Consider the following 14,271-nt stretch of genomic DNA (forward strand, 5'->3'; position numbering starts at 1 on the left):
TTTCCTCAGGCAGCCTTGGTGGCAAGGTGTAGGGCGCGTGGCGGCAGCCCGGCGACCGCTTCGGCGATGGCGCGGATGTGGTCAGGCGAGGTACCGCAGCAGCCGCCGACGAGGTTGAGCAGGCCGGACTCGGCAAACTCCTTCAACGTGGTGGCCATTTCCTCCGGTGTTTCGTCGTACTCACCAAACGCGTTTGGCAGGCCGGCATTCGGGTGCGCACTGACATAGCCGGTTGAGATCTGGGCCAGCGTTTCCACGTGCGGGCGCATGTCGGTGGCGCCGAGCGCACAGTTGAAGCCGACCGACAGCGGCTGGCCGTGCGCGACCGAGGCATAGAACGCTTCGGCGGTCTGCCCGGACAGGGTGCGGCCGGACGCATCGGTGATGGTGCCGGAGATCATGATCGGCAGGCGCCCGCCGCGTACGTCGAACACTTCTTCGATCGCGAACAGCGCGGCCTTGGCGTTGAGCGTGTCGAAAATGGTTTCCACCATCAGCGTGTCGGCGCCGCCGTCGATCAGGCCCTCGATGGCTTCGCGGTAGGTGGCGCGCAGTTCGTCGAAGCTGGTATTGCGGAAGCCGGGGTCATTGACGTCCGGGCTGATCGAAGCGGTACGGCTGGTCGGGCCGAGCACGCCGATGACGAAGCGCGGCTTGTCCGGGGTTTTGGCTTCCACCGCGTCACAGCATTGCCGCGCGACCTGCGCACCGGCCTTGTTGAGCTCGTAGACCAGATGCTCAAGGTGGTAGTCGGCCTGGCTCACCGACGTGGCATTGAAGGTGTTGGTTTCGACCAGGTCCGCACCGGCTTCCAGGTAGGCGGTGTGGATTTCGGCGATCACGTCCGGGCGGGTCAGCAACAGCAGGTCGTTGTTGCCCTTCAGGTCATGCCCGCAGTTCGGTCCATGCACATGCTGGCTGTCGAAGCCCCCGACGAAGCGTTCGCCCCGGTAATCGTCTTCTTCCAGGCGATGACGCTGGATCATCGTGCCCATGGCGCCGTCGATGATCAGAATGCGGTGCTCAAGTGCGTGCAGCAGCTTGGCGACGCGTTCGGGGTGGAGCCAGGGGAGGGCTTGCATAGGGCGGGCCGGGTCAGATGTTTCAGGGGCGGTGGGCGATCAGCGAGATCACTTCGAAATGCGGCGGGCGCTTCTCGCGGGTCACGGTTTCCAGGCTGGAGACTTCCAGCCCGGCCTTCTCGACGAACTTGCGCAGTTCCTTGCCGCTGAAGCCGAGGTTGACGTGGCCGTAGGCTTCGACCGCGACCTTGTGTTCGTGGCGGGCCAGGCTGCACAGCATCAGCCGGCCGCCCGGGCGCAGCACGCGCGCGCATTCGGCAACGGCCTTGGCCGGGTGGCTGGAGTAGGTGAGGGCATGCATCAGCACGACCAGGTCAAAGCTGCCGTCGGCGAACGGCAGCTTGTGCATGTCGCCTTCCAGCACTTCGACGTTGGGCAGCTTGCGCAGACGCTCGCTGGCGGCGGCCACGACGCGGGCACTGGTGTCGATGCAGACATAGCGCTGGGCATGCGGGGCCAGCAGTTCGGCCAGCACGCCGTCGCCAGAGGCGATGTCCAGCACGTCACCGGTTTCCAGCAGCGGCAGCGCGCTGCGCGCCATTGCCTCCCAGGTGCGGCCGGGTGAGTAATGGCGTTCCATGTCACCGGCAACGCTGTCGGCCCAGTTCTGGTCGGCGGCGCGCATGGCCAGAACCGCAGGCACGCGTTCAGCATCCTGGCGCAGCAGCGGATCATCGCTGCCACTGCTCAGCGCATGCCACAATGCGCGCTGTGCCGGGTCCAGTGACGCTTCGTCGAAGCGGTAATACGCGGAAACGCCGGCGCGGCGGTCACGCACCAATCCGGCTTCCTTCAGGCGGGCCAGATGGGTGGACACGCGCGGCTGGGCCAGCGTGGTGATGGCCGACAGTTCGGCCACGGTCAGTTCTTCCTGTTCCAACAGCGTCAGCAGGCGAACCCGCGTTGCATCAGCGAACACTTTCAGACGGGTTGACCAGTCTTCCAGATCCATAAATATCTACCTATCGCGATATAGAGATATTGTCCCCGTGCCGCCACGCCGGGTCAAGGCGAGGCATAGGCTGAATCGGGCTGCGATGGTTACAATCGCAACTTGATGAACCCTGGGAGGGGTGTTGTGGATTTCAGTTTTTCCGACGAGCAGCTGATGTTGCAGGACGTTGCTGCGCGTATCGCCAAAGAGAAGATCGCCCCGAGCGCCGAGCATTTCGACGCCACCGGTGAGTACCCGCTGGAGAACATCCGCCTGCTGGGCGAAAACGGCCTGATGGGCATCGAGGTGCCGGTGGAATACGGCGGCTCGGGCATGGATCCGGTCTCCAGCGTGCTGGCCATCATCGAGGTTTCCGCTGCCGATGCCGCGCATGCGACCATCATGTCGGTCAACAATTCGCTGTTCTGCAACGCGCTGCTGAGCTACGGCACGGAAGAGCAGAAGCAGACCTATGTGCGCGCCATTGCCGAGGGTCGCGAGATCGGCGCGTTCGCGCTGACCGAATCCCAGTCCGGCTCCGACGCCACTGCAATGCGCTGCCGCGCGGTGAAGCAGGCCGATGGTTCGTTCGTGATCAACGGGCAGAAGAGCTGGATCACCTCCGGTCCGGTGGCGCGCTACATCGTGCTGTTCGCGATGACCGACCCGGAGAAGGGCGCGCGTGGCATCACAGCGTTCATGATCGACGCCAACAAGCCGGGCTTTGGCCGCGGCAAGACCGAGCCCAAGCTGGGCGTGCGCGCCTCGGCCACCTGCGAGATCGAGTTCCAGGATTACGTGGCCAGCGCCGAAGACGTGATCGGCAAGGAAGGCGAGGGCTTCAAGATCGCGATGAGCCTGCTGGACTCCGGCCGCATCGGCATTGCCTCGCAGGCGGTGGGCATTGCCCGCGCCGCGTATGAAGCGTCGCTGGCTTATGTGAAGGACCGCAAGTCCTTCGGTGCGCCGATCGGCACGTTCCAGATGATCCAGGCCAAGATCGCCGACATGAAGTGCAAGTTGGACGCGGCGATGCTGCTGACCTTGCGCGCGGCATGGCTGAAGTCGCAGGGCAAAAAGTTCTCCACCGAGGCGGCGGTCGCCAAACTGACCGCGTCGGAAGCGGCGATGTGGATTGCCCACCAGGCCGTGCAGATTCATGGCGGCATGGGTTACTCGAAGGAAATGCCGCTGGAGCGTTACTTCCGTGATGCCAAGATCACCGAGATCTATGAAGGCACCTCGGAAATCCAGCGCATGGTGATTGCGCGTAACGAGACCGGATTGCGCTGAGTTAGGTCACGCCAACGCAGTCCCTGAGAATCCGATGCCGGGTAACTGGCATCGGATTTTTCATGGGTGGCGGGACGGAAGGTTCAGTGGCCTCACTCGGGATGTCGAAAGTCGTCGTTCCCGCCTGCGCGGGAATGACGGCGCGAGGGCCAAGGTCGGCCAGAGCCAAAGTCCAGGCAAAAAAAGCCCCGGCATTGCCGGGGCTTTTTGTCCTTCTGGCAGCAGGCCAATCAGCCTGGCAACAGGATCAGCGATCCTGTTGCGCGGAACGCACCTGATGCTGTGCCAGATACTCCTTCGACGGCTCATCCAGCTTGTCGCCCAGCACGCGGCGGACGCAGACGAAGAACAGAGGGATCAGCAGCACGCCGATGATCGTGGCGAACAACATGCCACCGATCACGCCGGTGCCCAGCGAGTGGCGGGCATTGGCGCCGGCACCGGTGGAGATCGCCATCGGCAGCACGCCGAGGATGAAGGCGAAGGAGGTCATCAGGATCGGACGGAAACGCAGATGCGCCGCTTCGATGGTGGCATCACGCAGGGTCTTGCCCAGCGCACGCTGCTCCACGGCAAACTCCACGATCAGGATCGCGTTCTTCGCCGCCAGACCAATCACCGTCACCATGCCGATCTTGAAGTACAGATCGTTCGGCAGGCCACGCATCAGCGAGAACACCACCGCGCCGAGGATGCCGATCGGCACCACCAGCAGCACCGCGACCGGGATCGACCAGCTTTCATACAGAGCGGCCAGACACAGGAACACCACCACGATCGACAGCACCATCAGCAAGGTGGCTGCGTTGCCGGCGAGGATTTCCTGATAGGACATGCCGCTCCAGTCATAGCCGAAGCCGACCGGAAGGTCGTCATGCACCAGTCGCTCCATCGTCGACATCGCCAGGCCCGAGCTGCTGCCCGGCGCCGGCGAACCGACGATGTTGACCGCCGAGTAGCCGTTGTAGCGGTTCAGTGCGGGCGGTGCGTAGATCCACTCGGACTTGACCACGGTGCTGAGCGGGATCATCGCCGACTGACCGTCGGCATCCTTGCTCAACGCGCTGGGCACGTAGTAGCTGCGCAGCGATTCCGGGCCGGTGCGGTAGGCTGCGTCGGCCTGCATGTTCACGCGCTTGATGCGGCCGCCGTAGAAGAAGTCGTTGACGTACACCGGCGCCAGCATCATCTGGATGGCGGTATAGACATCATTGACCGACACGCCCATCGTCTGCGCCTGCACGCGGTCAACGTGCAACTGCAGCTGCGGTGAGTTCTCCAGCGTGTTGGGGCGCACCGCGGTCAGCGACTTGTCCTGCGAGGCGGCACCCAGCAGCGTGTTGCGTGCGTCCATCAGGGCGTCCTGGCCGGCGCCTGCACGGTCCTGCAGCCACATGTCGAAACCGCCGAACTGGCCCAGGCCCTGCACGGTCGGCAGGTTGACGAAGAAGATCTGCGCGTCCTTGATGCCGTAGGCCTTCTGGTTCATTTTCTGGATGAACTCAGGCGCGGTCTCCTTGCGCTCGTCCCAGTCCTTGAGGCGGACGAAGGCCATGCCGACGTTCTCGCCCGAACCGATGAAGCTGAAGCCGGTGATCTGCATCAGGCCTTCAAAGGCTTCTTCGTTCTCCAGCGTACCCAGCAACTGGTCGAACACGGCGCTGGTGCGGGTCTTGGTGGCACCCGGCGGCAACTGCACGATGGCCAGTGCGTAGCCCTGGTCTTCCTCGGGCAGGAAGCTGCCCGGCAGGCGGGTGAACAGGAAACCGCACAACACCACCAGCAGGGCGAACACCATCAACCAGCGCGGGCTGTGCTTGATGACGTTGCCAACGGTGCCGACGTAGCTCTTCTCCAGCTTGCCGTAGTACTTGTTGAAGGTGCGGTACACCCAGTTCGGGTTGTCGTTGTGGGTCGGCTTGAGGAAGGCCGCGCACAGCGCCGGGGTGAAGGTCAGTGCCAGCAGCGCTGAGAACGCCATCGACATGGCGATGGTGAGCGCGAACTGCTTGTAGATCTCACCCGACGCGCCCGGTTGCAGCGCGCTGGGGATGAACACCGCCGCCAGCACCACGGTAATGGCAACCACCGCGCCGGTGATCTGGCCCATGGCCTTCTGCGTGGCTGGCTTGGGGTCGAGCTTCTCCTCGCTCATGATGCGTTCGACGTTCTCGATGACGACGATGGCGTCATCGACCACGATGCCGATTGCCAGCACCATCGCGAACAGGGTCAGTTGGTTGATGGTGAAGCCGATCGCCAGCATGCCCATGAAGGTGCCGAGCAACGCCACCGGGATGACCAGGGTGGGGATGATCGTCGCGCGGAAGTTCTGCAGGAAGATCAACATCACCAGGAACACCAGCACGATCGCCTCGATCAGCGTGTGGATCACTTCCTTGATCGAGATGGTGACGAAGGTGGTGCTGTCATACGGGGTGAACCAGCTCACGCCCTGCGGGAAGCTGGGGGCCAGCTCGTCCATCTTGGCGCGCACGGCCTCGGACACGTCCAGGGCGTTGGCGCCGGGCAGCAGCTGGATGGCAAACACCGCCACCGGCTTGCCGTTGTACTTGGTGTCGAAGCCATAGTTGGTGGCGCCGAATTCAACGCGGGCCACGTCCTTGAGCTTGACCACGCTGCCGTCGGCATTGGCCCGCAGGATGGTGTTCTCGAACTCTTCCGGCGAGCTGTAACGGCCTTCGGCTGCAACAGTGGCGGTGAAGCCCTGGCCATCCGGGGCCGGATCGCCGCCCACCGAGCCGGCTGCGAACTGCAGGTTCTGGGTGCCGATGGCGTTGTAAACGTCGGTGGCCGAGAGGTGGAAGCCCTGCAGCTTTTCCGGGTTCAACCACACACGCATGGCGTATTCGGAACCGAACTGCTGGGTGCTGCCGACGCCGGGGACGCGTGAGATCTGCTCCAGCACGCGGGCGCCGACGATGTCGTTCAGCGCATCACGGTCGACGGTGCCGTCATCCGAACGCACGCCGATGGCCATCAGGAAGCCGGCGTTGGCCTTGGCCACGACTACGCCCTGCTTGGTTACTTCCGAGGGCAGGCGCGGTGTCGCCAGCGACACCTTGTTCTGTACCTGCACCTGGGCGATATCGGCATCGGTGCCGCTATCGAAGGTGAGGGTGATGGTGGCGCGGCCGTTGGAGGCGGACGACGAGCTGAAGTACATCAGGTTGTCGATGCCGGTCAGCTGCTGCTCGATCACCTGGGTGACCGATTTTTCGGTGGTGGAGGCGCTGGCGCCCGGGTAGGTGGCGGTGACCGTCACCTGGGGTGGGGCCACGCTGGGGTAGGACTCCACGCCCAGGTTGAGGATCGAGATCACGCCACCCAGCGAGATCAGGATGGCCACCACCCAGGCGAAGACCGGATGGTCGATGAAAAATTTAGGCATGGCTGCGTCCCGTTATTGCTTCTTTTCCGGCGCCGGTGCGGCAGCACCGGGCTGGGCGGCGGCCTTGGGCTGCCACGGCATCGGCTTGGCGGGGGCGCCTTCCTTGACCTTCTGCACGCCCGACACGATCACCTGGTCGCCAGCGTCCAGGCCGGAAGACACCAGCCAGTTGCCACCTTGCTGGCTGTCCAGCACCACGTTCTTGCGGACCACCTTGGTGTCCTTGCCGACCACCATCACGTAACCGCCCTGGGTATCGCGCTGTATGGCCTGCTGCGGCAGCAGGAAGGCGTTGTTGCGCTGGCCCAGGTTGGCCTTGAAGCTGACGAACGAACCCGGCAGCAGGGTGTGGTCGGGGTTGGGCAACTGCGCGCGCAGCGACACCGCGCCGGTAGCCGGGTCGACCGTGGGAGCGGAGAAGTCCAGCGTGCCTTCGTGGGCATACGGGGTGCCGTCGGGCAGGTTGACCTGCACGGTGGTCTTGCTTTCACCGGCCAGTGCCACCGCGCCCTTGTCCTGGGCCGCGCGCAGCGAGCTCAGTTCGTCGGCGGTCATGGAGAAGTTCACGTACAGGGGGTCGATCTGGTCGACCGTGGTCAGCAGGGTGGCGTCACCCTGGCCGACCAGCGCGCCCTCGGTGACCTGGGCCTTGCCGGCCAGGCCGGTGATCGGCGAGGTGACGCGGGCATAGCCCAGGTTGATGCGTGCGGTGGTCACTGCTGCTTCGGCCTGCTGCACGGCGGCGGCGGCGGAACGCTCGCTGGCCTCGGCGTTGTCCAGGTCAGACTTGGAAACGTAGCTCTGCGGGGCCAGCGAACGGGCGCGGTTGGCAGTGGCGCGGGCGTTGGTGTAGCTGGCGCGGGCCGATGCCAGGGCGGCCTCGGCCGAGGCCAACGAGGCGCGCAGCGGCGCCGGGTCGATCAGGAACAACTCCTGGCCTTCCTTGACGTTGCTGCCCTCGGTATAGACGCGCTTCTGCACTACGCCGGCGACGCGGGCGCGGACATCGGCCGAGCGGAAGGGGGACAGGCGGCCGACCAGCTCGCGCTGCAGCGGCAGCGTCTGCGGCTTGGCATCGACCACGCCAACTTCCGGCGGAGGCGGAGCGGTCTGTTCCTGGGCCTTCTTACAGCCGGCCAGTGAAAGTGTCGCTACGCAGGCAAGAGCGAGGAGACGGAGCGGGGCGGTCATCGGGGAAAACTCCGGAGGTTTGGACTTGTTTGTTTAACGGAGACCAGGAATGCCGCTCGGCGGTACCGGGAAGGCGCGCAGAAAGGCATCGATGGCGAATTCGGCCCATCGGCGGCGCTTTTCGGGCGTGTCGCGATGGGGAACATGAAAGCGTTGGCGTTCAAAGTCCTGGCCGGCAAGCATGCTGATTAACAGTTCGGCCATGAAATGCGGGTCGTCATGGATCAGGCGACCCCGGGCCATCTCGGTTTGTAACCATTCAGCTATCTGACTACGGACGGCTTCGCCGCTGAGGTTGTAAAGGGTACGCGCCTCTTCGTGAAACTGATTTGCACCGGCGGCGAACAACTGCGCGGTCTGGCGTATGCGCGGCTGGTTGCGGTGTTCCAGGTACTGGATGGCGAACTCAAGCAGGATCTGCCGCAGTGGGCGGCTGTCGCCCTTGGTCAACTGGGCGGTGGTGGTGGCGACGTGTTGTTGCATCACCAGCCGCAACAGATCGTTCTTGCAACCGTAGCGGCTGTACAGGGTCTGCTTGGAGCAACCTACGTGCGCGGCTACGGCATCCATGCTCAGGTGCATGCCATGGACGGCCAGCAGTTCGCCCACGGCATCGAACACGCGCTGATCACGTGCCTTGCCGCGCGGGGAGGTGGGAGTCGTCCTGTCCAAGAAATGGACTATACCGTCCAGTTCAAAATTAGTACAGCAGCGGAAAAACGCCCCGGCCCGGCACGATTGAGAACTTTCCGGTGTGCTTTCGTTCAACTCTGAAAGTGCTTGAAAACAGGGGTTTCGTGCATGTCATTGGATTTTTTGATGCGTTGAATGTGGCCATGCAGCAAAGCTATTTTTGTTGCCGGGGATACAATCGCCGACTCCTCAACGAGCCCCACCGACGCTCCGTCATGAAATCGCAAAAGTCTGCTGCCAAGTCCGTAAAGCCGAAGTCCAAGCCGGCCGCCAAGCACGTTTCTGCCGAGACCGGGCTGTCGCTCGAGCCGGTTTACGCTGCCCTGCGCAAGCGTTACCCCGCTGCCGCCGCACAGGCGCAGGCGGTTGCATTTGCCTCGGCGTTCTACAAGCGCATGGAAGGCGACGAGTTCAAGCTGCACTCGGCCGATGATTGGGCGGTGCTGGCTGCCGGGATGCTCGAGTTCGCACGTACCCGCAAGGCCGGCAAGGCCAACGTGCGCGTATTCAATCCGACCCTGAAGGCCGATGGCTGGGAGTCCGTCCACACGGTGCTGCAGATCGTCAATGACGACATGCCGTTCCTGGTGGACACGGTGACGCTGGCGTTGGCCGAGCAGGGCATTGGCGTGCACGTGCTGGGTCACCCGGTGATCGCCATTGCCCGTGACAAGGCCGGCAAGCTGTCCGGTGTCGGCGAGGGCACGCTGGAATCGGTGATGCTGCTGGAAATCGATCGCCAGCCGGCCGCTGATCTGGACGCAGTGTCCAAGCGCGTTGCCGACGCACTGGAAGACGTGCGCGCCATCGTCAAGGACTGGCAGCCGATGACCGACAAGGCATTGGCGCTGGCCGAAGACCTGGGCAAGCGGGTGTTGCCGGTCAGCAAGGCCTCGCGCGCCGAGGCGCAGGAGTTCCTGCGCTGGGCCGCTGATAACCACTTCACTTTCTTCGGCTACCGCGAATACAAGGTGGAGAAGAAGGGCAAGGAAGAAGTGCTGGTCGCCCAGAACGGCACCGGCCTGGGCCTGATGCGTGGCAAGGACACCATGGTCGCGCGCCCGGTCAAGGGCCTGGCCGCGGAAGGCCTGAATGCCACCAGCAGCCTGCATGACGCGCTGATCCTGACCAAGACCAATGCCCGTTCGCGTATCCACCGCGGTGGGTACATGGATTACATCGGCGTGCTGGAGTTCGACGCCAAGGGCAAGATCATCGGCGAGCAGCGCTTCCTGGGCCTGTTCACCTCCAGCGCCTACAACCGCCGCCCGTGGGAAATCCCGCTGGTGCGCCAGCGCTATGAGAACGTGATGCAGCGTTCGGGCCTGAGCCTGTCCAGCCACAGCGGCAAGGCACTGCGCCACATCCTGGAGTCGCTGCCGCGCGAGGAGCTGTTCCAGTCCAGCGAGGACGAGCTGTTCCGTACCGCCATGGGCGTGCTGGGCCTGCAGGAGCGCGTGCGCAGCCGTCTGTTCCTGCGCCGCGACAAGTTCAGCCGCTTCATTTCCGCGCTGGTGTTCCTGCCGCGCGAACGGTTCAACACCGATGTGCGCCTGCGCGTGGAAGCCATGCTCAAGGATGCGCTGCAGGGCGAATACGTCGACTCCAGCGTGGTGCTGGGCGACTCGCCGCTGGCCCAGGTGCACCTGATCGTGCGCCCGAAGGCCGGGCAGAGCCTGGAGCTGGACATCGAAGGCCTGGAGAAGCGCCTGGCCCATGTGCTGCGCAACTGGCAGGACGACCTGCGCGAAGCGTTGGTGGCCAGCCACGGTGAAACCGAAGGCCTGCGTATTGCCTCGCGTATCGGCAAGGCACTGCCGGCCGGTTACATCGAAGATTCCAGCGCCGAGATCGCTGCCGCCGACGTGGCCCAGCTGGATGCGCTGACCGGCCCGGACGACCTGCGCCTGAGCCTGCAGACCACCCACCGTGACGGTGTCGATGGCCTGCGCCTGAAGCTGTACCGCCAGCTCGACGACATTCCGCTGTCGGATGTGCTGCCGATGATGGAGAACATGGGCTTGCGTGTGGTCGCCGAGCGCCCGTACCGCCTGATGGTCGATGACGCACCGGTCTATGTGCAGGACTTCGAGGTTGAATCCGCCATTGGTGCGATCGACCCGGCCAGCGCCAACGCCGGTTTCAGCGAAGCGTTTGCCCACATCTGGCACGGCGATGCCGAGAACGACGGTTTCAACCGTCTGGTGCTTGGCGCCGGCCTGGACTGGCGCCAGGTGTCGATGCTGCGTGGCTACTGCAAGTACCTGCTGCAGATCGGCGTGCCGTTCTCGCAGGCCTATGTGGAAGGCACCTTCAACCGTTATCCGCTGCTGGCCCGCCTGATCGTCGAGCTGTTCGAAGCCCGTTTCGAGCCGACCCCGTCGGCCGACAAGGCGGTGCTGGATGCGCAGCTGGCGCAGTTCAAGCAGCTGGTTGGCGACGACGCGGCCACCCTCAAGGTGCTCGACGCTGTGGTCAAGGCGCGCAAGAGCGCGCGTGACGCCCGCATGGCGGTGGTCCACGAGGCGCTGGTCAAGCTGTTGGACCGCGTTTCCAGCCTGGACGAAGACCGCATCCTGCGCAGCTTCATCGGCGTGATTGAAGCCACCCTGCGTACCAGCTACTACATGCAGCGCAAGGACGGCCTGCGCGCCGATGGCGGCCCGGCCGACTACATCAGCTTCAAGTTCGACGCCGCCAAGGTGCCGGACCTGCCCAAGCCGCGTCCGTACCGCGAAATCTTCGTGTGCGGCCCGCGCGTGGAAGGTACCCACCTGCGCTTCGGCCCGGTGGCGCGTGGTGGCCTGCGCTGGTCGGACCGTCGCGAAGACTTCCGCACCGAAGTGCTGGGCCTGGTCAAGGCACAGATGGTGAAGAACACCGTGATCGTGCCGGTCGGCTCGAAGGGCGGCTTCTTCGCCAAGCAGCTGCCGGACCCGGCGGTGGATCGCGATGCGTGGTTCGCCGAGGGCGTGGCCTGCTACAAGCGCTTCATCAACGGCCTGCTGGACATCACCGACAACATCGTCAACAACAAGATCGTGCCGCCGGTGGGCGTGGTGCGCCATGACCAGGACGATCCGTACCTGGTGGTGGCTGCCGACAAGGGCACCGCGACGTTCTCCGACACCGCCAACGGCATCGCCCGCGCGCACGGTTTCTGGCTGGATGACGCGTTCGCCTCGGGCGGCTCGGTTGGTTACGACCACAAGGGCATGGGCATCACCGCGCGTGGTGCGTGGGAGTCGGTCAAGCGCCACTTCCGTGCGCTGGGCCGCGACTGCCAGAAGCAGGACTTCACCGCGGTTGGCGTCGGCGACATGTCCGGCGACGTGTTCGGCAACGGCATGCTGCTGTCCGAGCACATTCGTCTGGTCTGCGCGTTCGACCACCGCCACATCTTCCTGGACCCGAACCCGGTTGCAGCGAGCTCATTCAAGGAACGCGCGCGCATGTTCAAGGTGCCGCGTTCGAGCTGGGCGGACTACGACAGCAAGCTGATCAGCAAGGGCGGCGGTATCTATGCCCGTTCGCTGAAGTCGATCGAGATCACCCCGGAAGTGCGTGAAGCCCTGGGCATCGACGCCAGCATCAAGGCGATGACCCCGACCGACCTGATCAACGCCGCGCTGAAGGCACCGGTGGACCTGCTGTGGAACGGCGGCATCGGTACGTATGTGAAGTCCTCCACCGAGACCAACGCTGACGTCGGCGACCGCGCCAACAACGCGCTGCGCGTCAACGGTGGCGAGCTGCGCTGCAAGATCGTGGGCGAGGGCGGCAACCTGGGCATGACCCAGCTGGGCCGCATCGAGGCCGCGCAGGTTGGTGTACTGCTCAACACCGACTTCATCGACAACTCGGCCGGTGTGGACACCTCCGACCACGAAGTCAACATCAAGATCCTGCTCAACGACGTGGTGCGCGCCAAGAAGCTCACCGTCGAGCAGCGCAACAAGCTGCTTGCCTCGATGACCGAGGAAGTGGGCGGTCTGGTGCTGATGGACAACTACCGTCAGAACCAGGCGCTGAGCCTGATGGAGCGCATGAGTGCGACCCGTCTGGGTTCCAAGCAGCACTTCATCCGCACGCTGGAAAAGCAGGGCCTGCTGGATCGCCAGATCGAGTTCCTGCCCTCCGATGCGGAGCTGTCGGCACGCAAGCTGCGTGGTCTGGGCCTGACCCGTCCGGAGCTGGCGGTGCTGCTGTCGTACTCCAAGATCGTCGCGTTCCAGCAGCTGCTGGAATCGGACATCCCGGAAGACCCGTACCTGTCCAAGGAGCTGCTGCGTTACTTCCCGCAGCCGCTGCAGAAGAAGTACGCCGATGCGATGGACCGTCACCGCCTGAAGCGCGAGATCATCGCCACGGCGGTGACCAACCAGACCATCAACCGCATGGGCGCCACCTTCCTGATGCGCATGCAGGAGGACACCGGCCGCACCGTGGCCGAGGTCGCCAAGGCCTACACCATCAGCCGCGAAACGCTGGATGCGCGCGCGCTGTGGACGCAGATCGACGCACTGGACGGCACCCTGCCGGAGGCGGTGCAGGTGGATGCGCTGGAAGTGATCTGGAAGCTGCAGCGTTCGTTCGTGCGCTGGCTGTTGAACCGTCCGGGCGCGATGCCGGGCATCACGGCTGCTGTCGAGCGTTACGAAGGTCCGTTCAACGACATCCGTGTCGCTTCGGGCGTGCTGCCGGATTCGCAGCGCCCGGCCTACGAGGCCAGCGTCAAGGCATGGAAGGAGAAGGGCCTGCCGGCGGCACTGGCGCAGCAGTTGTCCGAGCTGCACTTCCTGGAGCCGGCGTTCGACATCATCGAACTGGCCCGCACCCGCAAGCTCAAGCCGGTGGATGTGTCCAAGGTCCACTTCCGTCTGGGCGAGGCGCTGCAGATGCCGTGGCTGTTCGAGCAGATCGACGCGCTGGAGGTCAACGGTCGTTGGCATGCGGTGGCCCGTGGCGTGCTGCGCGACGAGCTGGCCGCGCACCAGCGCAACCTGGCCGGTCAGGTGCTGTCGATGAAGGGCGCCACCGCCGAGGCCAAGGTGGCCGCGTGGCTGGGCCGTGACGACAGCGGCCTGCGCTTCACCCTGGCAATGCTGGCCGAGCTGGCCGAGCAGAAGACTCTGGACTACCCGACCGTGTCGGTGGCGGTGCAGCGTCTTGGCCAGCTGGCTGCGCACGGCGTCTAAGCAAGCGGTTTGAGTTTGAGGAGCCGGGCCTGCGTTCTGCAGGCCCGGCTTTTTTTGTTTCTGGTGTGACGAAGCTGCCCTCACCCCAACCCCCGCTCCGCGCCCCGGTCCTTGCGCCAGCGCAAGGCCGTTCATGGGCGGCGAACCGGTGGTTCGCAAGCACTGCCCGTCTCACCCCGCAGGCGGGAGAGGGGCTCTGGCCTGCGCATTGCTCGAAGCCTCTCGCAGACTGAGGCCTGCATGTGCTGCTCGAAGTCTCTCAGGCTCAGGCTTGCACGTGCTGCTCGAAGCCCCTCTCAGGCTCAGGCCTGATGTGCCGCTCCAAACCCTTCTCGGGTCCAAGCCTTCATGTGCTGATCGAAGTCGCTCTCGGGTTCAGGCCTGCATGTGCCGCCCTAAGCCCCTCTCCCACTTGCGGGAGAGGGGTTGGGGTGAGGGCAATGCTGTTGCTTTCGCAGTGGCGGGTTA

The 14,271-nt window shown here is 64.5% G+C and carries 7 protein-coding genes; 2 read left to right on the forward strand and 5 right to left on the reverse strand.

Going from position 1 to position 14,271, the window contains the following annotated elements; translation table 11 throughout:
• Positions 1-5 precede the first annotated feature (5 nt).
• The gene (locus tag LR961_RS08090; RefSeq protein WP_232148017.1) at positions 6-1,082 is read right to left on the reverse strand and encodes a homocysteine S-methyltransferase family protein; all 1,077 of its coding nucleotides are present in this window, start codon (positions 1,080-1,082) and stop codon (positions 6-8) included.
• Positions 1,083-1,104: 22 nt separating this feature from the next.
• On the reverse strand, positions 1,105-2,034 hold the full coding sequence (locus tag LR961_RS08095) for an ArsR family transcriptional regulator (RefSeq protein WP_232148019.1): 930 nt from the start codon (positions 2,032-2,034) through the stop codon (positions 1,105-1,107).
• A gap of 126 nt (positions 2,035-2,160) precedes the next feature.
• On the opposite strand from LR961_RS08095, the gene LR961_RS08100 reads away from it, so the two are divergent.
• Positions 2,161-3,309, forward strand: coding sequence for an acyl-CoA dehydrogenase family protein (locus tag LR961_RS08100; protein WP_232148021.1), 1,149 nt, complete (start codon positions 2,161-2,163; stop codon positions 3,307-3,309).
• Between the two features lie 247 nt (positions 3,310-3,556).
• Here LR961_RS08100 and LR961_RS08105 read toward each other — a convergent pair whose 3' ends face one another.
• From LR961_RS08105 to LR961_RS08115, 3 genes are read right to left on the reverse strand one after another with little or no spacing between them, the layout of a single operon-like run.
• Positions 3,557-6,721 carry an efflux RND transporter permease subunit gene (locus LR961_RS08105; RefSeq protein ID WP_232148023.1) on the reverse strand — a complete coding sequence of 1,055 codons (3,165 nt, stop codon included), beginning with the start codon at positions 6,719-6,721 and terminating at the stop codon, positions 3,557-3,559.
• 12 nt (positions 6,722-6,733) lie between these two features.
• Positions 6,734-7,912 (reverse strand): efflux RND transporter periplasmic adaptor subunit, encoded by a 1,179-nt coding sequence (locus LR961_RS08110; protein ID WP_232148025.1) that lies wholly within the window; start codon positions 7,910-7,912, stop codon positions 6,734-6,736.
• Between the two features lie 33 nt (positions 7,913-7,945).
• On the reverse strand, positions 7,946-8,533 hold the full coding sequence (locus tag LR961_RS08115) for a TetR/AcrR family transcriptional regulator C-terminal domain-containing protein (RefSeq protein WP_332311021.1): 588 nt from the start codon (positions 8,531-8,533) through the stop codon (positions 7,946-7,948).
• A gap of 287 nt (positions 8,534-8,820) precedes the next feature.
• Between LR961_RS08115 and LR961_RS08120 the strand changes: the two genes are divergently transcribed.
• Positions 8,821-13,803, forward strand: coding sequence for an NAD-glutamate dehydrogenase domain-containing protein (locus tag LR961_RS08120; RefSeq protein WP_232148034.1), 4,983 nt, complete (start codon positions 8,821-8,823; stop codon positions 13,801-13,803).
• Positions 13,804-14,271: the final 468 nt, after the last annotated feature.

It is taken from the genome of Stenotrophomonas sp. SY1 (assembly GCF_021202945.1).
Lineage (GTDB): Bacteria > Pseudomonadota > Gammaproteobacteria > Xanthomonadales > Xanthomonadaceae > Stenotrophomonas.